20 protein-coding genes are annotated in these 22041 nt (G+C 71.8%); 11 read left to right on the top strand and 9 right to left on the bottom strand.

Translation table 11 applies throughout. The features are described from left to right. Window positions 1-270: 270 nt before the first annotated feature. The gene (locus ACLQ3B_RS07680) at window positions 271-489 is read right to left on the bottom strand and encodes a hypothetical protein (RefSeq protein WP_327033075.1); all 219 of its coding nucleotides are present in this window, start codon (window positions 487-489) and stop codon (window positions 271-273) included. A gap of 157 nt (window positions 490-646) precedes the next feature. Here ACLQ3B_RS07680 and ACLQ3B_RS07675 point away from each other — a divergent pair, with 157 nt between their 5' ends. Together ACLQ3B_RS07675 and ACLQ3B_RS07670 are read left to right on the top strand one after the other, a co-directional pair. Then, window positions 647-904: a hypothetical protein gene (locus tag ACLQ3B_RS07675; protein ID WP_425778656.1), complete on the top strand. Its 258-nt coding sequence runs from the start codon at window positions 647-649 to the stop codon at window positions 902-904. Window positions 905-1022: 118 nt separating this feature from the next. Further along, complete coding sequence (locus tag ACLQ3B_RS07670) at window positions 1023-1685, top strand: TetR/AcrR family transcriptional regulator (RefSeq protein ID WP_425778654.1); 663 nt, start codon at window positions 1023-1025, stop codon at window positions 1683-1685. Window positions 1686-1810: 125 nt separating this feature from the next. On the opposite strand, the gene ACLQ3B_RS07665 is transcribed toward ACLQ3B_RS07670, so the two are convergent. Further along, window positions 1811-2701 carry a zf-HC2 domain-containing protein gene (locus ACLQ3B_RS07665; RefSeq protein ID WP_425778652.1) on the bottom strand — a complete coding sequence of 297 codons (891 nt, stop codon included), beginning with the start codon at window positions 2699-2701 and terminating at the stop codon, window positions 1811-1813. Between the two features lie 72 nt (window positions 2702-2773). On the opposite strand from ACLQ3B_RS07665, the gene ACLQ3B_RS07660 reads away from it, so the two are divergent. The 9 genes from ACLQ3B_RS07660 to ACLQ3B_RS07620 all read left to right on the top strand — a co-directional run bounded on the left by ACLQ3B_RS07660 (window position 2774) and on the right by ACLQ3B_RS07620 (window position 15339). Beyond that, a complete protein-coding gene (locus ACLQ3B_RS07660) occupies window positions 2774-3814 on the top strand; it encodes a TRM11 family SAM-dependent methyltransferase (RefSeq protein WP_425778650.1) in 1041 nt (346 codons plus the stop codon). Window positions 3815-4243: 429 nt separating this feature from the next. Beyond that, window positions 4244-4333, top strand: coding sequence for a K(+)-transporting ATPase subunit F (gene kdpF / locus ACLQ3B_RS07655; protein WP_036390805.1), 90 nt, complete (start codon window positions 4244-4246; stop codon window positions 4331-4333). Continuing rightward, a complete protein-coding gene (gene kdpA, locus ACLQ3B_RS07650; protein ID WP_425778648.1) occupies window positions 4333-5988 on the top strand; it encodes a potassium-transporting ATPase subunit KdpA in 1656 nt (551 codons plus the stop codon). Before kdpF ends, kdpA begins: the two co-directional genes overlap by 1 nt. Before the next feature lie 20 nt (window positions 5989-6008). Next, on the top strand, window positions 6009-8204 hold the full coding sequence (gene kdpB, locus ACLQ3B_RS07645; protein WP_425778646.1) for a potassium-transporting ATPase subunit KdpB: 2196 nt from the start codon (window positions 6009-6011) through the stop codon (window positions 8202-8204). Then, complete coding sequence (locus ACLQ3B_RS07640) at window positions 8204-9085, top strand: potassium-transporting ATPase subunit C (RefSeq protein ID WP_425778644.1); 882 nt, start codon at window positions 8204-8206, stop codon at window positions 9083-9085. The genes kdpB and ACLQ3B_RS07640 overlap by 1 nt, the downstream gene beginning before the upstream one ends. 73 nt (window positions 9086-9158) lie before the next feature. Continuing rightward, on the top strand, window positions 9159-11708 hold the full coding sequence (locus ACLQ3B_RS07635; protein ID WP_425778642.1) for a DUF4118 domain-containing protein: 2550 nt from the start codon (window positions 9159-9161) through the stop codon (window positions 11706-11708). Beyond that, the gene (locus ACLQ3B_RS07630) at window positions 11705-12385 is read left to right on the top strand and encodes a response regulator (protein WP_425778640.1); all 681 of its coding nucleotides are present in this window, start codon (window positions 11705-11707) and stop codon (window positions 12383-12385) included. The genes ACLQ3B_RS07635 and ACLQ3B_RS07630 overlap by 4 nt, the downstream gene beginning before the upstream one ends. 102 nt (window positions 12386-12487) lie before the next feature. Beyond that, window positions 12488-14497: an FAD-dependent oxidoreductase gene (locus tag ACLQ3B_RS07625; protein WP_425778638.1), complete on the top strand. Its 2010-nt coding sequence runs from the start codon at window positions 12488-12490 to the stop codon at window positions 14495-14497. Between the two features lie 86 nt (window positions 14498-14583). Then, complete coding sequence (locus tag ACLQ3B_RS07620) at window positions 14584-15339, top strand: dienelactone hydrolase family protein (RefSeq protein WP_425778636.1); 756 nt, start codon at window positions 14584-14586, stop codon at window positions 15337-15339. Window positions 15340-15672: 333 nt separating this feature from the next. Here ACLQ3B_RS07620 and ACLQ3B_RS07615 read toward each other — a convergent pair whose 3' ends face one another. From ACLQ3B_RS07615 to ACLQ3B_RS07585, 7 genes are all read right to left on the bottom strand, one after another. Beyond that, window positions 15673-16776 (bottom strand): L-dopachrome tautomerase-related protein, encoded by a 1104-nt coding sequence (locus tag ACLQ3B_RS07615; RefSeq protein WP_425778634.1) that lies wholly within the window; start codon window positions 16774-16776, stop codon window positions 15673-15675. Between the two features lie 100 nt (window positions 16777-16876). Continuing rightward, entirely contained in the window at window positions 16877-17758 is an 882-nt protein-coding gene (locus ACLQ3B_RS07610; protein ID WP_425778632.1) for an SMP-30/gluconolactonase/LRE family protein, read from the bottom strand. A 21-nt stretch (window positions 17759-17779) separates the two neighbouring features. Then, window positions 17780-18721 carry a sugar kinase gene (locus ACLQ3B_RS07605; RefSeq protein WP_425778630.1) on the bottom strand — a complete coding sequence of 314 codons (942 nt, stop codon included), beginning with the start codon at window positions 18719-18721 and terminating at the stop codon, window positions 17780-17782. Continuing rightward, window positions 18718-19338 carry a bifunctional 4-hydroxy-2-oxoglutarate aldolase/2-dehydro-3-deoxy-phosphogluconate aldolase gene (locus tag ACLQ3B_RS07600; RefSeq protein WP_425778628.1) on the bottom strand — a complete coding sequence of 207 codons (621 nt, stop codon included), beginning with the start codon at window positions 19336-19338 and terminating at the stop codon, window positions 18718-18720. Before ACLQ3B_RS07600 ends, ACLQ3B_RS07605 begins: the two co-directional genes overlap by 4 nt. A 10-nt stretch (window positions 19339-19348) precedes the next feature. Continuing rightward, window positions 19349-20188 carry a hypothetical protein gene (locus ACLQ3B_RS07595; RefSeq protein WP_425778626.1) on the bottom strand — a complete coding sequence of 280 codons (840 nt, stop codon included), beginning with the start codon at window positions 20186-20188 and terminating at the stop codon, window positions 19349-19351. Next, window positions 20182-21327, bottom strand: a complete 1146-nt coding sequence (gene dgoD, locus ACLQ3B_RS07590; RefSeq protein WP_425778624.1) for a galactonate dehydratase — start codon at window positions 21325-21327, stop codon at window positions 20182-20184. The genes ACLQ3B_RS07595 and dgoD overlap by 7 nt, the downstream gene beginning before the upstream one ends. Then, window positions 21324-22034 carry a FadR/GntR family transcriptional regulator gene (locus tag ACLQ3B_RS07585; protein WP_425778622.1) on the bottom strand — a complete coding sequence of 237 codons (711 nt, stop codon included), beginning with the start codon at window positions 22032-22034 and terminating at the stop codon, window positions 21324-21326. Before ACLQ3B_RS07585 ends, dgoD begins: the two co-directional genes overlap by 4 nt. Between the last annotated feature and the right edge of the window lie 7 nt (window positions 22035-22041).

The following is a 22041-nucleotide window of genomic DNA, read 5'->3' as shown; positions in this document are numbered from 1 at the left end:
GGCGGCATGTCAACAAGTCGTGATCGGCTGCCGGCGCGGGGGCCGTCGGGGTGTTCCGGAACCGCAGCCCGGGACCGTCATGCCTGGGCCGGGTGAGCCAGCCCCAGACCGTGCGGCCCCCGGCCAAGAAGTCGTCGATCATGGACCTGCGCTGCCGCCGTGACGGGACGCGCGGAGATCTTGGACAGTTTCCGTCAACTGCTGTTACGAGCTAACGGAAAGTGTCCAAGATTGCGAGAACTCGCTCCGTCGTCAGGCGGGGAGTGCGAACTACTCGGCCTCGTCGCCGTCGGTGGGACGCGGTGGGCGGTGCTCGGCGATCCACGCCTCCACATCGGCGCGCAGCCAGACCTTCATGCCGCGCAGCTCCTGGTAAGGCTTCGGGAAGGTCGGCCGCATGGCGATCTGCTGGAACCGACTCCGGGAGACGTTCAGCCGCTGACCGATCTCATACGGCCCCATCAGCTCGCCCGGCCCGTTGTCTCCCACACCTGGAACCTAGGCACGTTCGCCCATCCCTGATCGGGGGTCTCCGATTGGGGGTCCCCGAACGGTTGACACGCGGCCGAAACTGGCTGAGGGTGGTTGGAGTGTGTCGTTGCGCTGTCGATTGGGCGGCGTGGGTGGTCAAAGAGGGGTGAGCGTGGTGGATCAGGCGACGGAGTTGGCGTGGTTGCGGGAGCGGGTCGGGGGGTTGGAGACGGCGCTGCACTGTGCGCGGCGGGAGTTGTTCGATCTCCGTTGTCGGCTGACGTTGATCGGGCGGGTGGTCCAGGACGTCGACCGGGTGCAGCGAGCACCCGGGGTGGCCCTGGGTGCGATCAACGCGGCGCTCTACTCCGAGGCGTCCAATCTGCGTCACCTGGGCCGTCACGTGGTCCGGCGGCGTCAGGGCCTGCGGTGATCAAGTGATGAAAAGTAGGTCAGGAGTGGCTCTGGCACCTACTTCTCAGCACTTGATCAAGGCGGAGCGGTGGTTGACGCGAGGCCTGGCGCGGTGAGGTGTCGATAGGGTCGGGCAGATGAGTGTCGAGACGGCTCCGCGCCGCCGCCGTTTGGAGCCGGACGCCCGGCGTGGGCAGATCCTGGCCTGCGCGGTCCGGCTGTTCGGTGAGCGCCCGTACGCGGACGTGTCGACCACCGACGTCGCCCGCGAGGCAGGTGTCGCTCGGGGTCTGGTCAACCACTACTTCGGTGCGAAGAAGGACCTCTACCTGGAGGTCGTCCGGGTCATGGTGACCATCCCCGAGGTTGCCCTGGAGCGGCTGCCCAAGGGTGATCTCCGGACCCGGGTCGATGCCAGCGTCACCTGGTTCCTCGACGTGGTGTCCCGGCACAGCACCTCGTGGCTGGCGGCGGTCACCGCCCGGGGGATGGGCGGCGACGCCGACGTGGAGCGGGTGCTCGCCGAGGCCGAGGAGGTCGCCGCGGACCGCATGCTGGTCGCCGTCGGGCTGGCCGGCGAGGCGGAGCGCCGCGAGGAGTTGCGCGGGATGGTCCGGGCGTACGGGGGTCTGGCCACCTCGACCGCCCGCGAATGGCTCCAGCGTGGCGCGCTGACCCGCGCCCAGGTGCACCTGCTGCTCACCACGACCCTGCTGACCATCGTCGAACAGGTCATCCCGCAGGTCCTCGCCGTCGAAGGGGTGACCGGGCCAGCGCGCCCGGCTGGGCCTCCGGCGTAGGGCGTAGAAGACAGCCCGGACCCGCGCCCGGTCTCGGCTCGAGCCGCGCTGCCCCAGCCTGTGAGCAGTGGCTCAACCTGCGCGCCCACCGCGCGCGGCAGCGGCAGGTGGACTGACTCAGTCGATCAGGCGGCCCGGCGTTCGTCGGCCTCGCCGGTTCGGGTGGATCGACCGACATGCGCCGCCGGTGCGGCGTACCGGTCGGCCGCCTGCGCCGGATAGGACTCGGGGCCCACCACCCGCAGCGGCCGGTCCACCTCGTCGGCCCCGAACCGCCAGCGGGCCGGTGTCGGCTGCCGTTGCGGTGCCGGCCCGCCGGGGCGCAGACCGGGCCGGGACAGCAGCACGGTGATCAGGTAGCCGACCACCAGGAAGCCGTGGCTGATCAGCCGTTCCCCGCCCACGGATCCGGTGGCCAGGTCGTTGACCGACAGCAGCAGCAACGTGCCGACGAACGCGCTGAGCATCGGCAGCAGCCCGGCGGGTGGGCTGCGGCGCAGCGCCACGAACAGGAAGCCGGCACCCACGGCCACGTTCCACGCCGCCGACTCGTGCCACAGATGCTGGCCGGTGGGGTGCAGGTGGTCGGCGGTCGCGCCCCGGCCCACCTGGGCCAGGCCGAGCACCAGTTGCACCGCGCCGAGCAGCCCGAGGGCCGATCGCAGGCCGGCGACGAGCGGGCCGCGTCCGAACGCCGCGCGCAGTCCGCCGGCCGACCCAGCACGCCCGAACACCGAGCGCAGCCCGGCTGCCAACCGACCTCGTCCGGTCATGCGCCGCCACCGTGACCGGTGGGCCGGCGCCGCCGTGGTGGCGGCCAGGATCGCCGCCGTCCGGTCGGGGACCTCAACGACCAATCGGGTACGAACCCGACGAGTCACCGCCGCCGCCGCCGTGAACCAGGCCCGGCACTCGGCGCACCCGTCGAGGTGCCCCTGCACCGCCGTCAGTTCGGCGGCGGTCTCCTCCCCGTCCAGCTGCGCGGACAGGACCTCCCGCCACTGCTCACACCCCATGTATCGGTAGTCGCTCCGGCGGCCGCTCCGGTTCCCGGCGACCGTGACTGGTTGTGGAATACTCGCCGGATCATGACGCGTTACGGCCTGCTGATCCTGCCCGCCACCAACCGGGTGTACGCCCGCGCCGCCGTCGACCTCACCCGAGCCGAGCTGGAGATCTTCGGAAGCTCGGCGCTGGACGGCCGGATCGGCGAGCTGGACACCGAGGTGGTCGGAGGCGCGTCCTACGTCACCTTCAGCGGCGATGGGCTGACCGAGCGGGACCTGGCCGTCCTGGGCAACCTCTCCGCCGGGTACGCGCTGTTCGAGATCGTGGGCGAGCTGCTGCGGCCGATCGAGTGGAGCCGACTGGACCGCTACGACGACGACCTGCTCACCATCCAGAAGTACCCCGGCAAGACCAACGAGCAGTTCACCAAGCTGCTGCTCAACGTCACCCTGCTCGCCTCGGACTGGGCCGCCGAGATGACCAGCCGCCGGTTCCGGGTGCTCGACCCGCTCTGTGGTCGGGGCACCACCCTCAACCAGGCGCTGATGTACGGCTTCGACGCCGCAGGGGTGGAGCGCGACCAGAAGGACGTCGAGGCGTACCGGGCGTTCCTCACCACCTGGCTGAAGCAGAAGCGGGTCAAGCACCGGGTGCTGGAGTCGGGGCCGGTGCGGCGGGAGCGCAAGGTCGTCGGCCGGCGGGTGCGGATCGAGTTGGCGCCGACCCGCGAGGAGCACAAGGCCGGCCAGACGCAGTTGCTGGACGTGGTCAACGCCGACACGGCACGCTCGGCGGAGTTCTTCCGCCCGGAGACCGTGGACCTGGTCGTCGCCGACGCCCCGTACGGCGTGCAGCACGGCAGTCGTACCGCTGGGCAGGGGTTGACCCGTGATCCGCTGGCGCTGCTCGCGGACGCCGCGCCGGTCTGGGCGCGGCTGTTGCGCCCCGGCGGCGCGCTCGGCGTCTCCTGGAACACCCACGTCGCCAGCCGGGACGATGCGGCGGCGGCGTTGGCCGACGCCGGCCTGACCGTGGTCGACAGCGAGCCCTACCGGGCGCTGCGGCACCGGGTGGACCAGTCGATCATGCGCGACGTGCTGGTGGCCCGCCGCCCGGCCTGACGCGCCTCGCACCTCCGCGCCATCCGCGCCGCCACCCGCTCCAGGTGGCGCACGGTCTCTCTTCCGCGTCCTTTGCTCTGCATCAACCGGCGCAACGGTTGGGGCACCTCACTATTGCGTCCGTTGAAGCAGAGCAAAGGACGCGCGACTGGTCTCCACCCCGGGCGACGCCAGGTTTCTGTGCCGCATTTCACCTGTTCGGTGGGCATGTGTGAAAACCACGTCAAGAAAAGGTTCGCCCTCGTCATGGTCGCGTTATGACCCCTGCCGATCGGCGGGTGGCGGGGCTTTGATTGCCCGGCGCGACCGGAAGGCGGTCGCGACGAACCTTTCCGGCTGAGGAGTCAGCGTGTCTGACGTGGTGTTCGTGATCCTGACGGTGGCGCTGTTCGCAGTGCTCGCCCTGGTGGTCCGGGCGGTGGAGAAGCTGTGAACGCGGTAAACGCCGTCGGCCTGGTGCTCGCGATCGTCCTGGGCGCGTTCCTGGTGTTCGCCCTGTTGTTTCCGGAGCGCTTCTGATGACCATGACAACAGCGGGCGTCATCTTCGTGCTGACGCTGGTGGCGGCCCTGGTCGCCGTCTACAAGCCGTTCGGCGACTACATGTTCCGGGCGGTCTCCGGCACGAAGCAGTCGCGGGTCGAGCGGGGCATCTTCCGACTGGTCGGGGTCAACCCCGCCGCCGAGCAGACCTGGGGTGTGTACGCCCGCAGCGTGCTGGCGTTCTCCGCGGTCTCGATCCTGTTCCTGTACCTGTTCCAGCGGGTGCAGAACCACCTGTGGCTGTCCCTCGGCCTGGACCCGGTGATGACCCACGGTGCCTGGAACACGGCCGTCTCGTTCGTGACCAACACGAACTGGCAGTGGTACTCGGGTGAGTCGACGATGGGCCACCTGGTGCAGATGGCCGGCCTGGCCGTGCAGAACTTCACCTCGGCGGCGGTCGGCATCGCGGTGGCGGTCGCGTTGGTACGCGGCTTCGCCCGCAGCCGCACCGGGCAGCTCGGCAACTTCTGGGTCGACCTGACCCGGATCGTGCTGCGGATCCTGCTGCCGATCGCGGTGCTCGGCGCCATCACGCTGATGATCGGCGGCGTGGTGCAGAACCTTTCCGCCGGCACCGATGTGAGCACGCTGACCGGCGGCACCCAGACCATCACCGGTGGTCCGGTCGCCAGCCAGGAAGTGATCAAGGAGCTGGGCACCAACGGTGGCGGCTTCTACAACGTCAACAGCGCGCACCCGTTCGAGAACCCCACCACCTGGACGAACTGGCTGGAGATCTTCCTGATCCTGCTGATCCCGTTCAGCCTGCCCCGGGTCTTCGGCCGGATGGTCGGGCAGAACCGGCAGGGCTACGCCATCGCGGCGGTGATGGGCATCCTCGCGTTCCTCAGCGTCGCCATCACCAACATCTTCGAGCTGGCCGGCCACGGCACGGTGCCGCAGGCGGTCGGCGCGGCGATGGAGGGCAAGGAGGTGCGGTTCGACGTGTCGAACTCGGCCACCTTCGCCGCCGCCACCACGCTCACCTCGACAGGTGCGGTGAACTCGTTCCACGACTCGTTCACCTCGCTCGGCGGGATGATGACGATGGTCAACATGATGCTCGGCGAGGTCGCGCCGGGCGGCACCGGTTCGGGGCTGTACGGCCTGCTCATCCTCGCGGTGATCACGGTCTTCGTGGCCGGGCTGATGGTGGGCCGCACTCCCGAGTACCTGGGCAAGAAGATCGGGTCGCGCGAGATCAAGTTCGCCTCGCTCTACTTCCTGATCACGCCGATCCTGGTGCTCGTCGGTACGGCGGCGGCGTTCGGCACCGGCAACAACTCGACAGCGCTCAACGTCGGCCCGCACGGCCTCTCCGAGGTGCTGTACGCGTTCACCTCGGCCAGCAACAACAACGGCTCGGCCTTCGCCGGCATCACGGTCAACACGGCCTGGTGGAACACCGCCCTCGGGTTGTGCATGCTGCTCGGCCGGTTCCTGCCGATCATCTTCGTGCTCGCGTTGGCCGGCTCGCTGGCCCGCCAGGCACCCACCCCCGCGTCCGAGGGCACCCTGCCGACCCACCGACCGCTGTTCATCGGCATGGTGGTCGGCGTCACGGTGGTCCTCGTCGCACTGACCTTCCTGCCCGCGCTCGCGCTCGGTCCGCTGGCAGAGGGGCTCTGACCATCATGAGGAACGAGGACATGTCCGTCACGTCCGCCCCAACAGAGCAACTCCCCGGCACACCCGCCACCCAGGGCAACCGGATCGGCGGGGGCCTGCTCGACCCGAAGCAGTTGATCCGGTCCCTGCCGGACGCGGTACGCAAGCTCGACCCCCGCACCCTGTGGCGCAACCCGGTGATGCTGATCGTCGAGGTCGGCGCGGCCTTCACCACGGTCCTGGCGGTGATCGACCCGTCGGTGTTCGCCTGGGCGATCACCATCTGGCTGTGGCTGACCGTGGTCTTCGCCAACCTCGCCGAGGCGGTCGCCGAGGGCCGGGGCAAGGCCCAGGCGGCGACCCTGCGGCAGGCGAAGAAGGACACCATCGCCACCCGGCTGATCGACTGGAAGCCGGGCGCGCGGGCCAACACCTACCGCGACGAGGCGGTGCCGGCGCCGGACCTGCGTCAGGGCGACGTCGTGCTCGTCGAGGCGGGCGGCATCATCCCCGGCGACGGGGACATCGTCGAGGGCATCGCCAGCGTCGACGAGTCGGCCATCACCGGCGAGTCGGCCCCGGTCATCCGAGAGTCCGGCGGCGACCGCAGCGCTGTCACCGGCGGCACCAAGGTGCTCTCCGACCAGATCATCGTGAAGATCACCCAGAAGCCGGGGGAGAGCTTCATCGACCGGATGATCGCCCTGGTCGAGGGGGCCAACCGACAGAAGACGCCGAACGAGATCGCGCTGAACATCCTGCTCGCCGCGCTCACTGTCATCTTCCTGCTGGCCGTTGTCACCCTCCAACCGTTGGCCATCTTCTCCAAGGCGTACCAGGCCGCCGCGCCGAACAGCGGCGCGATCACCGACTCCGGTGTCACAGGCGTGGTGCTGATCTCGCTGCTGGTCTGCCTGATCCCCACCACCATCGGCGCGCTGCTCTCCGCCATCGGTATCGCCGGCATGGACCGGCTGGTGCAGCGCAACGTCCTGGCCATGAGCGGCCGGGCCGTCGAGGCGGCCGGCGACGTCAACACCCTGCTGCTGGACAAGACCGGCACCATCACGCTGGGCAACCGGCAGGCCGCCGAGTTCGTGCCTGTCGAGGGGGTCGACCCCGCGGCGCTTGCCGACGCCGCGCAGCTGTCCAGCCTTGCCGACGAGACTCCGGAGGGGCGCTCGGTGGTCGTATTGGCGAAGAACGAGTTCGGGCTGCGCGAGCGTGAGCCCGGCGTGATGCCGCACGCCACCTTCGTACCGTTCACCGCGCAGACCCGGATGAGCGGCGTCGACATGGCTCCGGACGCCAGCGTGGACGCCGGCGCGGTGGGCACGGCTCGCCGCGTCCGCAAGGGCGCCGCCGCCGCGGTGATGAAGTGGGTACGGGAGAACGGCGGTCACCCGACCGAGCAGGTAGGCGAGATCGTGGACGCGATCAGCGGCACCGGCGGCACCCCGCTTGTCGTCGCCGAGCACGTCGACGGTGAGCCCGCCCGCGCGCTGGGCGTCATCCACCTCAAGGACGTGGTCAAGTCCGGTATGCGGGAGCGGTTCGACGAGATGCGCCGGATGGGCATCCGGACCGTGATGATCACCGGTGACAACCCGCGGACCGCGAAGGCGATCGCCGACGAGGCCGGGGTGGACGACTTCCTGGCCGAGGCGACGCCGGAGGACAAGCTCGCGCTGATCAAGCGGGAGCAGGAGGGTGGCCGGCTGGTCGCGATGACCGGTGACGGCACCAACGACGCGCCGGCGCTCGCGCAGGCCGACGTCGGGGTGGCCATGAACACCGGCACGTCGGCCGCCAAGGAGGCCGGCAACATGGTCGACCTCGACTCCGACCCGACCAAGCTGATCGAGATCGTGGAGATCGGCAAGCAGTTGCTGATCACCCGCGGTGCGTTGACCACGTTCAGCATCGCCAACGACATCGCGAAGTACTTCGCGATCATCCCGGCCATGTTCGCCGGCCTCTACCCGACCCTGGACGCGCTGAACATCATGCGGCTGTCCAGCCCGGAGTCGGCGATCCTGTCCGCCGTCATCTTCAACGCCCTGGTGATCATCGCGCTGATCCCACTCGCCCTGCGGGGTGTGCGGTACCGGCCGGCCGCCGCGTCGAAGCTGCTCAGCCGCAACCTGCTGGTCTACGGGCTGGGCGGCATCATCGTGCCGTTCATCGGCATCAAGCTCATCGACCTGCTCATCCAGTTCATCCCGGGGATTTCGTGATGCGTCTACCCACCTGGATCGCCCAACACCTCGCCGCGCTGCGCGCCGTACTCGTCTTCACGGTGCTGCTCGGCCTGGTCTACCCGCTGGCCCTGGTAGCGCTCGGTCAGCTGCCCGGCCTCAACCACAAGACCGACGGCTCGCTGATCTCCTCGGGCGGGACGACTGTCGGCAGCGCGCTGATCGGCCAGTCCTTCACCGACGCCGACGGCAACCCGGTGGCCCGCTACTTCCAGTCCCGCCCCTCCGCCGCCGGTGACGGCTACGACCCGACCTCCACCTCGGCCAGCAACCTGGGCCCGGAGAGCGTTGTCGACACCATCGCCACCGACCCGGAGGAGTCCAGCGAGAGCCTGCTCACCCAGGTCTGCGGGCGCAGCAAGTCGGTCGGCGAGCTCAACGGCGTCGACGGCCGGCGCCCCTACTGCACCGACGACGGGGTGGGCGCCGTGCTCGCGGTCTTCCGCGCCGACGGTCTGACCGGCCCGGTCACCAGGGTGGTCAGCGTCAACCAGGCCGCCCCGGCCACTCCGTTCGTCACCGAGTACCAGGGGGTGGCGGTGGAGCCGGCCCAGCCCGGCGAGGACTACGTGGCCGCCGGTGGGGTGGTCACCCCGATCCGGGGCGACGCGCCTGCCGACCCGGCGGTCCCCGCCGACGCGGTCACCGCCAGCGCCAGCGGCCTCGACCCGCAGATCAGCCCGGCGTACGCCGAGTTGCAGGTGAACCGGGTCGCGCGGGAGCGCGGCGCGGACCCGGCGGCGGTCCGCGAGCTGGTCAAGGAGCACACCGGCGGGCGAGGGCTGGGCTTCATGGGCGAGCCCGGCGTCAACGTGCTGGAGCTCAACCTCGCCCTCGACAAGCAGTTCGCCGCGCGCTGAGCACCCTCGGGAGGCGGGGTCGTGCCGACCGGCGCGGCCCCGCCCGCCGATCTGACCAGGGAGGATGGACCCCGTGCCACGCGGAGAACTGCGCATCTATCTCGGGGCCGCCCCCGGCGTCGGCAAGACGTACGCCATGTTGGAGGAGGCCCAGCGGCGGGCCGTGCGCGGCACCGACGTGGTGATCGGTTTCGTGGAGACCCACGGCCGCCAACACACCGCCGCGATGCTCGGCGACCTGGAGCAGGTGCCCCGCCGGACCATGGACTACCGGGGCGCCGAGTTCACCGAGATGGACCTGGACGCGGTGCTGGCCCGCCGGCCGCAGATCGCTGTGGTCGACGAGCTGGCGCACAGCAACGTGCCCGGTTCCCGACACGGCAAGCGCTGGCAGGACGTCCAGGAGTTGCTCGACGCGGGGATCGACGTGCTGTCCACGGTCAACGTGCAGCACCTGGAGTCGGTAAACGACGTCGTCGCGCAGATCACCGGCACCACCCAGCGGGAGACCGTGCCGGACGAGATCGTCCGCGCCGCCGAGCAGGTCGAGCTTGTCGACATGACTCCGGAGGCGCTGCGTCGGCGGATGGCGCACGGCAACATCTACCGACCCGACAAGATCGACGCCGCGTTGGGCAACTACTTCCGGGTCGGTAACCTCACCGCGCTGCGCGAGCTGGCGCTGCTCTGGCTGGCCGACAAGGTCGACGAGCAACTGGACCGCTACCGCAGCCAGCAGGGGATCGCAGCCACCTGGGAGGCCCGGGAACGGGTGGTGGTCGCGTTGACCGGCGGCCCGGAGGGCGAGACGCTGATCCGTCGGGCCGCCCGGGTCGCGGCCCGCAGCAAGGGCGCGGACCTGCTCGCCGTCCACGTGGCCCGCAGCGACGGCCTGGCCGGCGCCGACCCGGCCCAGCTGGCCCGCCAACGCGTGCTCGTGGAGAGCCTGGGCGGCACGTACCACCAGGTGCTCGGCACCGACGTGCCGGCCGCGCTGCTGGACTTCGCCCAGGGCGTGAACGCCACCCAGCTGGTGCTCGGGGCCAGCCGGCGAGGTCGCCTCGCGCAGATCTTCGCCCGCGGTGTCGGGGTGACCACCACAGCGCTCTCCGGCTCGATCGACGTGCACCTGGTCACCCACCGGCAGGCCGGCAAGGGCCGTCGGGCGGCGGCGGTTCCGGCGGCCTTGTCCCGCCGCCGCCGACTGCTCGGCTTCGGTCTGGCGGTGCTGGGCATGCCGCTGCTCACAGTGCTGCTGAAGACCCTGCCCGACCTGACGCTGACAAACGACATCCTGCTGTTCCTCGCCGGGGTGGTCGGGGTCGCGCTGGTCGGCGGGGTGTGGCCGGCCCTGGTCGCCGCGCTCGGCGGCTCGCTGCTGCTCAACTGGTTCTTCACCCCGCCCTACCGCACGCTGACCATCGCCGAGGCGGACAACCTGCTCGCCCTTGCCGTCTTCGTCGGGGTGGCGTTGGCGGTGAGCTGGATCGTCGACGTGGCCGCCCGGCGTACCCGGGAGGCCGCGCGGGCCGCCGCCGACGCGCAGACCCTCGCCGCCGTCGCCGGTGGGGTGCTGCGCGGCGAACGTCCCCTGCCCGCCCTGCTCGATCAGCTCCGGGAAACCTTCGGGCTGCGCGCGGTGAGCGTGCTGGAGTTGGCCGAGGAGGCCAGCGGTCGCCCCGACCGGGCCCGCGAGGAGCACGCCTGGAGCGTCGTGGCCAGCGTCGGCGAGGGCCCGGCCTGCACCCCCGAAGGCGGTGAGACGGCGGTACCCGTCGACGAGCGGATCACCGTCGTGCTCTGCGGCCGGCGGTTGGAGGCCGCCGACCGGCGGATCGTCGAGGCGTTCGCCGCCCAGGCCGCCGTCGCGCTGCGCCAGGAACGGCTCGCCGAGGAGGCCGCCACCGCCCGGCCCCTCGCCGCCGCCGACCGGATGCGCACCGCGCTGCTCGCCGCGGTCAGCCACGACCTGCGTACGCCGCTGGCATCCGCGAAGGCGGCCGTGACCAGCCTGCGCAGCCACGACATCGAGTTCGACGAGTCCGACCGTGAGGAGTTGCTGGAAACCGCCGAGGAGTCGCTGGACCGCCTCGCCCGGCTGGTCGCCAACCTCCTGGACATGAGTCGGCTCCAGGCGGGCGTGCTGGGCATCTCGGCGACCGCGATCGGCCTGGAGGACGCCGTACCCCTGGCGCTTGACGAACTTGGCCCGGCGGCCGCGACCGTCGGCACGGACATCCCGGCCGACCTGCCGGCTGCCACCGCCGACCCGGGCCTGCTGGAACGGGTGCTGGTGAACGTCGTCGCGAACGCGCTGCGGTACAGCCCGCCGGACCAGCCGCCCACGATCACCGCCAGCGCCCACGCCGGCCAGGTCGAGCTGCGGGTGATCGACAGAGGGCCGGGCATCCCGGAGGACCAGTGGGAGCACGTCTTCCTGCCGTTCCAACGCCTCGGCGACCGGGACAACCAAACAGGTGTCGGTCTCGGTCTTGCCCTGTCCCGGGGGTTGGCCGAGGCGATGGGTGGCAGCATCACCCCGGAGACCACCCCCGGCGGTGGGCTCACCATGGTGCTGCGGTTGCCGGCCGCGCCGACCACCTCGGAGGGGCCGCAGGAATGACGCGCATCCTGGTCGTCGACGACGAACCGCAGATCCTGCGTGCCCTGCGCATCAACCTGCGCGCCCGCCGCTACGACGTGGACGTCGCCGACACCGGGGCCGCCGCGTTGAAGGCCGCCGCCAGCCACCCGCCCGACCTGGTGGTGCTGGACCTCGGCCTGCCCGACATCGACGGCGTCGAGGTGATCCGGGGCCTGCGCGGCTGGACCACAGTGCCGATCATCGTGCTCTCCGGCCGGGCCGGCAGCGAGGACAAGGTCGCGGCGCTCGACGCGGGCGCGGACGACTACGTCACCAAGCCGTTCGGGGTGGAGGAACTGCTGGCCCGCATCCGGGCGGTGACCCGCCGCCTCGGCGCGCCCAGCGAAGCGGTGCCGGCACTGCGGATCGGTCAGCACACAGTCGACCTGGCCGACCACAGCGTGCGGCGCGACGACGGCACCGAGGTCAAGTTGACCCCGATCCAGTGGAGCGTGCTGGAGAAGTTGCTGCGCCACCCCGGCAAGCTGGTCAGCCAACGTCAGCTCCTCCAGGACGTGTGGGGGCCGGAGTACCAGAACGAGACCAACTACCTGCGGCAGTACCTGGCCCAGCTGCGGCGCAAGCTGGAGGACGACCCGGCCCGCCCCCGCCACCTCATCACCGAACCGGGAATGGGTTACCGCTACCGGCCGTGAACCGTTGACACCCGCCCGCAGAGATTGAAGAATTTCTCTCGCAGCGGCAGCGGCGTGCTTCTGTAACCGTCCCCCGCACCGGTTACCCCTCGGGAGCCCGCCGTGTCCCTGCACCTGTCCCGTCGTCGGCTGCTGACCGCCGGCGGCGCCGGCCTCGTCCTGGCCGGTCTCACCGACCCGTTCCGGGCCGGCCCCGCCCGAGCCGCCGTCACCACCGCCGACCTGGTCGTCTACGGCGCCACCGCCGGCGGGTTGGCCGCCGCGATCACCATGCGTCGGCTCGGCCGCACCGCAGTGGTGGTGGAACCCACAAGCCACGTCGGTGGGCTGAGCACCGCCGGGCTGGGCGCCACCGACACCGGCGTCCAGGCGTCCATCGGCGGGCTGGCCGCCGAGTTCTACCGCCGGGTGTACGTGAAGTACCACGGCGGAACCCTCACGCCGACGTCACCGCTGCGGATGACATTCGAACCGCACGTCGCCGCCGCCGTCTTCGCCGAGATGCTGGCCGAGGCGGGCGTCCCGGTGGTCGTCGACGCCCGCCTCAGCGGACTCGGCCGCAGCGGCGACCGGATCACCGAGCTACGCACCGAGGACGGGGCGATCTACCGGGGCGGCGTGTTCGTCGACGCCACCTACGAGGGCGATCTGCTGGCCATGGCCGGCGTGGGGTTCACCGTCGGGCGGGAGTCCAACGACACCTACGGCGAGACGATCAACGGGGTGCAGTCGCGCAACACCCACCAGTTCGCCTACCCGGTCGACCCGTACGTCACGGCCGGCTCGCCCGCCAGCGGCCTGCTGCCGGGCATCTCCGCCGCCCCACTCGCCCCGCAGGGCAGTGGCGACGACAAGATCCAGGCGTACTGCTTCCGGATGTGCCTGACCCAGGCGACCAACCGGATCCCGTTCGGCAAGCCGTCCGGCTACGACCCGATCCGCTACGAGCTGCTGCTGCGGCACATCCAGGCCGGCTATACGGGACCGTACTTCACCACCCACTCGATCGGCGGCGGGAAGACCGACTCCAACAACAACGGTGCCGTCTCCACCGACGACATCGGCTTCAACTACGCGTACCCGACGGCGAGCTGGGCGGCGCGGGAGAGCATCATCGCCGAGCACCGCACCTACCAGCAGGGGCTGATGTGGTTCCTCGCCAACGACCCCCGGCTGCCGGCGTCGGTCCGCGACTCGACGGCCCGGTGGGGGCTACCGGTGGACGAGTTCACCAGCACGGGCGGCTGGCCGCCGCTGCTCTACATCCGCGAGGCCCGCCGGATGGTCTCCGCGTACGTGATGACCGAGGCCGACTGTCGGGGCCGGGTCCGCGCCACCGACTCGGTGGGCCTGGCCAGCTACACGATGGACTCGCACAACTGTCAGCGGGTGGTCGTCGACGGCAAGGTGCGCAACGAGGGGGACGTGCAGATCGGCGTGCCGACGCCGTACCCGGTGAGCTACCGGGCGATCGTGCCGCACCAGGCCCAGTGCGCCAACCTGGTGGTGCCGGTCTGCCTCTCGGCGAGCCACATCGCGTACGGCTCGATCCGGATGGAACCCGTCTTCATGATCCTCGGCCAGGCGGCGGCCACCGCGGCGTCCCTGGCGCTCACCGGGGACCTCGCCGTGCAGGCCGTCTCCGTGCCCGCCCTCCAGGCCCGGCTACGCCAGGACGGCGCGGTGCTGGAGTGGGGTTCTGCCAGCGAGGTGATCCTGGACAACGCGTCGACAAGTGGGATCACCCGGGCCGGGACGTGGCTGCGCAGCACCAGCATCGGCGGCTACTACGGCCCCGACTACGAGCACGACGGCAACACGGCCAAGGGCGTCAACCGGCTGCGGTTCCGCCCGACACTGCCCACCTCCGGGTCGTGGACCGTGCAGTTGCGCTGGACCGCGGACCCGAACCGGGCGACGAACGTGCCTGTGGACATCGCGTACTCCGGGGGGTTGATCACCCGGACGGTGGACCAGCGGCAGGCCGGCGGCCAGTGGATGGCGCTGGGCACCTACCCGTTCACGGCGGGCACCGACGGCAGCGTGCTGATCCGTACCGAGGACACCAACGGCTTCGTGGTCGCCGACGCGGTCCGTTTCGTCCGCGCCTGACCGGCAACGCGGTCGTCGGCGTCCGGGCGCCCCGATACGGCGAGTAACGTTTCGTACGGACCAAGATCGGCGTACGAGGAGGCACGGTGCTGACGACGACGGTGGACATCCCGACCAGTGACGGAGTGGCGGACGCGAGTCTGACCCGACCGGACGGCGACGGCCCGTTCCCTGCGGTGCTGCTCTTCATGGACGCCTTCGGGCCGCGCCCGCGCCTGGTCGAGATGGCCGAGCGGATCGCCGCCCGGGGCTACCTGGTGCTGACGCCGCACCTGTTCTACCGGGCCGGTCGGGCGCCGCTCTTCGACCTGTCCCGCCTCGGCGAGGCCGACCAGCGCGGCGCGCTCTTCGAGAAGATCATGCCGCTGGTGGGCGCGTTGACCCCCGAGGTGATAAGCCGGGACACCGCCGCGTTCCTCGACTTCCTGGCCGCCCGGGACGACGTTCGGCCGGGCCCGGTCGCCATCACCGGCTACTGCATGGGCGGCACGAACGCGCTGCGGGCCATCGAGGCCCACCCGGACCGCATCGCCGCGGTGGCGAGCTTCCACGGCGGGCGGATCGTCACCGAGGCGCCGGACAGCCCGCACCTGGGCGTCGCCTCGATCACCGGCGAGCTGTACTTCGGGCACGCCGACGCCGACCAGTCGATGACTCCCGAGCAGATCGCCACGCTGGAGAAGGCGCTCGACGCCGCCGGGGTGCGCTACCGCTCCGAGGTGTACGAGGGCGCGCACCACGGCTACACGATGGCCGACACCCCGGCGTACGACGAGCAGGCCACCGAACGCCACTGGGAAGCCCTGTTCGACCTCCTGAACCGCACCCTGCCGACCAACTGACAGCAGGCGGCACGTCTCCGTTCCGGCAATCTTGGACAGTTTCCGTTAGCTCGTAACAGTTAGCTCGTAACGGAAACTGTCCAAGATTGCGTCGGGTGCACGCCTTCGACGAGTCAGCGGGCGGGCGGCGGTTTCCCGACGTCGATCATGGAGTTGTGGTGGGCAACAAAACGTCTAAAATAATGTCAAACCAGGCACCACAACTCCATCATCGTCGGGCCTGGAATGCCCCGCTCCGCGATCTTGCGCTTTCTGTCCCGACACAACGGGCATCCCGCCCATGTCGACAACCACAACTGCAAGATCGGCGCGAACTTCTCGCGCGTCAGCCGGTCAGGGGCGGAGCAGCACCGGGCCGGCGTCGATGCGGGTGCGGAACAGCGCGTACGGCTTGCGCCGCAGGTCCTTGCCGCGCTGGTACTGCGGCTGCCGGTGGAGTTGGTTGGCGGTGACGTAGAGGTACCCGTCGGCGGCCACCGACATGGTGTCCGGCCAGAGCAGTCGCGGGTCATGCACCAGGGTTTCGTACTCGCCGTCGGGCAGTCGGCGCAGCACCGCGTTGTGCTCGTACGAGGTGAGGTAGAGCCGTCCCGCGTCGTCGCTCTCCAACCCGTCCGAGGCGGTGCCCCTGTCGCCCTCGTCGACCACTGTCGCGGCGACCGCCTCCTGGGTGACGCCCGGGTCGGCCAGCGCCTCGGTGGACACGCTGTGCAGGCGCCGGGACGCCAGCGGGCAGTAGTAGAGCCGATCGCCGTCGGCGGAGATGGCGATGCCGTCGGAGCCCATGCTCACCGGCTTCGGCGGGCCGTCGGCGGGCCGTTCGAGGAACGGCCGGCCCTCGACCACCGGCCGGAACGACGTCAGCGGCTCGGCCTTGGTGGACGGGTGGTCGTGCAGCCGCCGCCAGGAGGCCCCGCTGGCCAGGTCGACGACGATGATCCCGTTCGGCCCGGAGTCGGCCGAGTCGGTGATGTACGCGACCCCCGCCTCGCCCCGCCGCAGGTCGAAGCGGACGTCGTTGAGGTACGTCGTCGGCAGCGCGACATCCGCCGGGAAGGTGATCACCTGGGCGACCGTGTCGGTGTCCAGGTCGATCCGGACCAGCTTGGGGCCGCCCGGCTTGGTGGGCTGGAACATCGGACTGCCGGTGTCGAGCACCCAGAGCCGGTCGGCCGGGTCGACCACGATGCTCTGCACCGAGACGAACGCGCCCGCGTCGTCGTCGCCGGACGGGTCGTTCCAGGCCTGGTCGGGGTAGGGCATCTCCCGGCCGTCGCGCAGCTCGACGACGGTGGCCGGCACCTCGTCGCCCCACTTGGGAAAGTTGACGAAGATCCGGCCCTGGTGCGAGACGCTCACCCCGGTCGGCATCGGGCCGGTGAAGGTGTGCACCAGCTCCAGCTCGCCCATCGGCTCGTCGCCGACCGGCCCGTTCATGACGTCCGCCCCACGGTGCTCATCGGCTCGCTCCCTACCGGTCGGCTGTTACCGCGCTTCGGTGCGGTTGTTCCCGCCCTGGCGTCCGATATGCCTCCGGTCAGCTTGTCGTCGCGCCGGCGCGCGCGGCGGGCAGGCCGGGCACCGCGACGTCCACCGCGAGGAGCGCGCCGTCCTGGGGGCCCGCCGTGTCCAGCCCCACCCGGGCGGTGCCGATGAAGAGTCGCCGCAGGTCGGGGCCGCCCAGGCAGATGCCGGCCGGCTGCTTGGCCGGCAGCCGGATCTCCCGGTCGAGGGTGCCGTCGGGCCGATAGCGGCGTACCGCGGAGCCGCCCCACAGCGCGATCCAGAGGTGGTCGGCCGCGTCGAGCGTCATGCCGTCCGGGCCGCCGTCGGCGGGGGCCAGCCGCAGGAACGGCTCCCGCCCGCGCAGGTCACCGGTGGCGGGGTCGACGGTGAACCTGTCGATCTCGCCGCGCGGGGTGTCGGCCAGGTACATGGTGGTGCCGGCCGCGTCGAACGCCGGCCCGTTCGGGATGGTCAGCCCGGTCACCGCTGGGACCGGCTCGGCGCCCGGGGTGAGGCGGAACAGCGTGCCGCCGCCAGGCGCCATCGCGTACGTCATGCTGCCGGCCCAGAAGCGGCCGTGCGGGTCGGCGACCGCGTCGTTCATCCGGGTCGGCTCGGGCGCGTCGGCGACCAGCTCGGCGACCGGTCGGGGGTCGCCGGTGGCGGGCAGCACTGTGATCCCGGTCCCGGCGGCGGCCAGCCACTCACCGGGTCGGTCGACCACCGGGGCGACCGCGCCGAGTGGCACGTCGAGGCGGCGCAGCTCCCGCAGCGGGGTCGGGGCGTCGCCGTCGGTCTCCAACAGTCGCCCGGCCAGCAGGTCGACGAGGACCAGCCGGTCGTCGACCCAGCGCAGGCCCTCACCCAACTCCAGCCGGTCGGTGCTCCAGACGGTCGGCTCGGTCAGCTCCATGGTGCTCCTCCCAAAGGATCGTCAGCGGACCGTACCGCCGGGGCCGTGGTCGAGCAGCGCCAGCTCGGCCCGGTCGGGCAGGCCCTCCCAGTCGCCCCGGGTGGCGACAGCGAACGCGCCGGTGGTGACGGCCCGGTCGAGTCGGGCCGGCGCGTCGACGCCGTCGAGCCAGCCGGAGAGCAGCCCGGCGACGAAGGCGTCGCCCGCGCCGACGGTGTCCACCACCGGCACCGTCCGGGCCGGACGGTGGAGCGTGCCGTTCGCGGTGTGGCTTGTCGCTCCACCGGCGCCGTGCTTGACCACGACCTCGGTGACCCCGGCCGAGAGTAGCGCCGGAGCCGGGTCGGTGGCGTCGGTCAGCACGGCCAGCTCGTCGTCGGAGGCGATCACCAGGTCGATCGAGGGCAGCAGCGGGCGCAGCGCGGCGGCGGCTTCCGGGACCGACCAGAGCCGGTTGCGGTGGTTGACGTCCAGGCAGATGGTGCCGCCGGCCGCGCGGGCGCGCCGCACGGCCTCCACCACCGCCTGGTACGGCTCGACGCCGAGCGCGCAGGTGATGCCTGTGACGTGCAGCAGCCGGGGTGGCGGCCCGGGCGCGTCGAAGGCCCGGGTCACGTCGGCGGGGCCCAGCCGGGAGCCGGCCGACCCGGAGCGGTGGTAGGTGACCCGGTTGATGTCGGCGACCCGGTTCTCGAAGAGGATCAGGCCGGTCGGGGCGGTCGCGTCGACCCGGGACCAGGTCAGGTCGACACCCTCGGCGCGCAGCGTGCGGCGGACCAGCTCGCCGGGCTCGTCGGCGCCTGTGACGCCGACCCAGGCGGCCTGGTGGCCGAGCCGGGCCAGGCCGATCGCCACGTTCGACTCGGAGCCGGCGACGGAGATCCCGGCGGTGCCGCCCAGCCGCAGTGGGCCGGTGGTGCGGAACGCCGCCATCGTCTCACCGAGTGTGAGCAGGTCGGTCATGGCCGGACCGCCGCGAGGAAGGCGGCGGCGCGCTCGCGCAGCGCCGTCGTGTCGCCGCCTCGGACGGCGTCGCCGAGCAGCGGGGAACCGACGCCGACGGCTGTCGCGCCCCGGTCCAGGTAGCGCCGGGCACCGTCGGCGTCGACACCACCGACCGGCACGAACGCGGTACCGGGGAACGGGTCGCGCAGGGCGCCGAGGTAGTCGGGCCCGCCGAGTGAGGCCGGGAAGAGCTTGATCGCGGTGGCCCCGCCGTCGTTGGCCCGCACCACCTCGGTGGGGGTGAGGGCACCGGCGAGCACCGGCAGACCGAGCCGGCCGCCCTCGGCGAGGCTCGGTGCGATCGCCGGGGTGACCAGGAAACCGGCGCCCGCGTCGGCCGCCGCGCGGGCGTCCTCGGCGGTGAGCACGGTGCCCGCGCCCAGGGCGAAGTCGGGCCCGAGGGCGGCCCGGGCGCGGCGGAGGATGCCGAGCGCGTCGGCGCTTGTCAACGAGACCTCGACCAGGGCGACGCCGCTCTCGGCCAGGGTGAGCACGGCGGTCAGGGCGGCGGTCGGGTCCGGGCCGCGCACGATGGCCAGCAGCCGATGGGTACGCAGCTCGTCGAGCAGGTTCATCACGGTGTCCTCAGGGGATGCGGTGGGCGGAGATGGTGAGTCGCCAGGCGACCTCGCCGGTGGGCGGGACGACCGCCGCGTCGTCGGGGCCGGCGTCGGCCAGGTCGAAGGCCGCGCCGAGCATCGGTTCGACGCCGACGCTGCGGTAGGGGGCGCCGGTCGGCCAGCCGCCCAGGTTGCGCCAGAGCGCGGTGCTGCGGGGCTGGTCCGCGCACTCCAGCTCCATGGTCAGCCGGTCGGCGCCGTCGATCACCTGGACCCGGGCGCAGTCGAGCAGCACCGCGCCGAGCGCGGTCCCGTCGTCCGGACCGAACGTGTCCAGGGTCAGCCCGGCCGGGGCCGGCCACGGCCCGGTCAACCACCTGTCGCCGGTGGGCCAGCTGCCCGGCGGGAGGAGCGTGGCGGCCTCCGGGTGCAGCCGGGTCGGGGTGCCGGCCGGCGCGTCGAGGCGGGCGGCGGGGGAGAGGTCCAGCAGGGCGTGTGCGGCCCAGACGAACCGGTGCCCGGGGTCGGCGGCCAGCCGGTAGTCGGCCACCACCACACCGCCCTCGTCGCTGATCCGGCGGCTGAGGGTGAACGTCGGCCGCTCGATGACCACGGTGTCGGGTCCGGCGCTGCGCCACGGCCGCGACCACACCTCGCCGTGGTCGGGCTTGCCGCGCACGGTGGGCAGGCACTCCTCCAGCCCACCGGCGTCGACGAACGCGTCGTCGGGGCGTACCTCGTGTCGGCCGGGTTCCGGGCCGTGCCAGAGCCATTCCCGGCCAGCGCCGTGCAGACTCGTCCACCGGCCGCCGTGCGCGGCGTCGTACGTCGCCCGCAGCGCCACCGGCCGCGCGCCGGTCACCACTCGGCGAACGACCCGTCGGCGTGCTGCCAGACCGGGTTGCGCCAGGCGTGCGGGGTCTGGGCGGCCTTGCGGACGGCCGCCTCGTCGACGGTGATGCCCAACCCGGGCCGGTCGAGGCGGGCGATGTGCCCGTCCACGAACCGGAACGGCTCCGGGTCGACCAGGTAGTCCAGCAACTCCGAGCCGGCGTTGTAGTGGATGCCGATGCTCTGCTCCTGGATCAGGAAGTTCGGTGTCGCGAAGGCCACCTGGAGACTGGCCGCCAGCGAGATCGGACCGAGCGGGCAGTGCGGGGCGAGCAGTGCGCCGTACGTCTCGGCCAGCGCGGCGATCCGGCGGACCTCGGAGATCCCACCGGCGTGCGACAGGTCCGGTTGGACCACGGCGACCCCGGCCTGCAACGGCCCGAGGAACTCGGACCGACCGTAGAGCCGCTCGCCGGTGGCCACCGGGATCGGCGTGCTGGCCACGATGTCGCGCAGGTGGTGAGCCTGATCGGGCAGGACCGGCTCCTCTACGAAGAACGGGCGCAGGGCGGCCAGCTCGGGCAGGATCCGGCGGACCGCGGCCATTCCGGCGCGACCGTGGAAGTCCACAGCGATGTCCCGGTCCGGGCCGAGCACCTCGCGGGCGGCGGCCACCCGGCCGACGACCTCGTCCACCTCGGCCGAGGTGGGGATCGGCGAGAGCCGCCCGCAGGCGTTCATCTTGACCCCGGTGAGGCCGGCGGCGACCTGCGCGGCGGCGGCGTCGGCCACCTCGCCGGGCTCGTCCCCGCCGATCCACGAGTAGATCCGTACCCGGTCGCGCACCGGCCCGCCGAGCAGCGCGTGCACCGGCGCGCCGTACGCCTGCCCGGCGATGTCCCAGAGCGCCTGGTCGAGGCCGGCGACCGCGCTGGAGAGGATCGGGCCGCCCCGGTAGAAGCCGCCCTTGGTGAGCACCTGCCAGTGCTGCTCGATGCGCAGGGGGTCCGCACCGATCAGGTGTTCGGAGAGCACCTCGACCGCGCTGCGCACCACCTCGGCGCGGCCCTCGACCACCGGCTCACCCCACCCGACCAGCCCGTCGTCGGTCTCCACCCGGCAGAACAACCACCGTGGCGCGACCAGGAAGGTCTCGATCCGCTCGATCTTCACTGACTGCCCCTTCGTCCCCGTGCCTTCTCGACGTCGCGGACGGCCTTGTCCAGCAACTGACGCATCGCGGTCTCGGCCGCCGTCTCGTCCCGATCGCGCAACGCGTCGACCACCGCGCGGTGGCTGGGCACCGGGTCGTCGTGGGCGGTGCCGCCGTGCACCAGACGGTCCCGTTCGGCGAGCCCGGTCTCCATCACCACCTCCATCCGCTCCAGCAGCTCGTTGTGGGTGGCGGTGAGCAGCGCGCGGTGGAAGGCGAGGTCGGCGGCGATGGCGGCGGCGGGATCGCCGTTGGCGTGGGCCATCTCGGCCAGTGCCCGGTCCAGGGCGGTCAGGTCGTCCTCGGTGGCGCGGGTGGCGGCCAGCCGCGCGGCGGCGGGCTCGATGATGGCGCGCACCTCGTGCAGTTGGTCGAGCAACCGCTGGTCGGTGCCCTCGGCGAACTGCCAGCGGATCACGTCACCGTCGAGCAGGTTCCAGTCCGCACGGGGTCGGACGAAGGTGCCGCGCTTCTGCCGGGCGTCGACGATGCCCTTGGCCGAGAGGACCTTCAGCGCCTCGCGGAGCGCCGTGAGGCTGACGTCGAACTCCTCCTGCAACGCGACGATGTTCAGGGTCGCGCCGGCGGCGATCTCGCCGGTGAGGATGCGACGGGCGATCGCCTCGACGGTCTGCCCGTGGACGCCGCGGCGTGCGTACTGTGCCAATGCTCCT

The organism is Micromonospora sp. DT53 (genome assembly GCF_049841535.1).
Classification (GTDB): Bacteria; Actinomycetota; Actinomycetes; order Mycobacteriales; family Micromonosporaceae; genus Micromonospora.
This window is presented reverse-complemented; position numbering and strand designations above follow the sequence as displayed.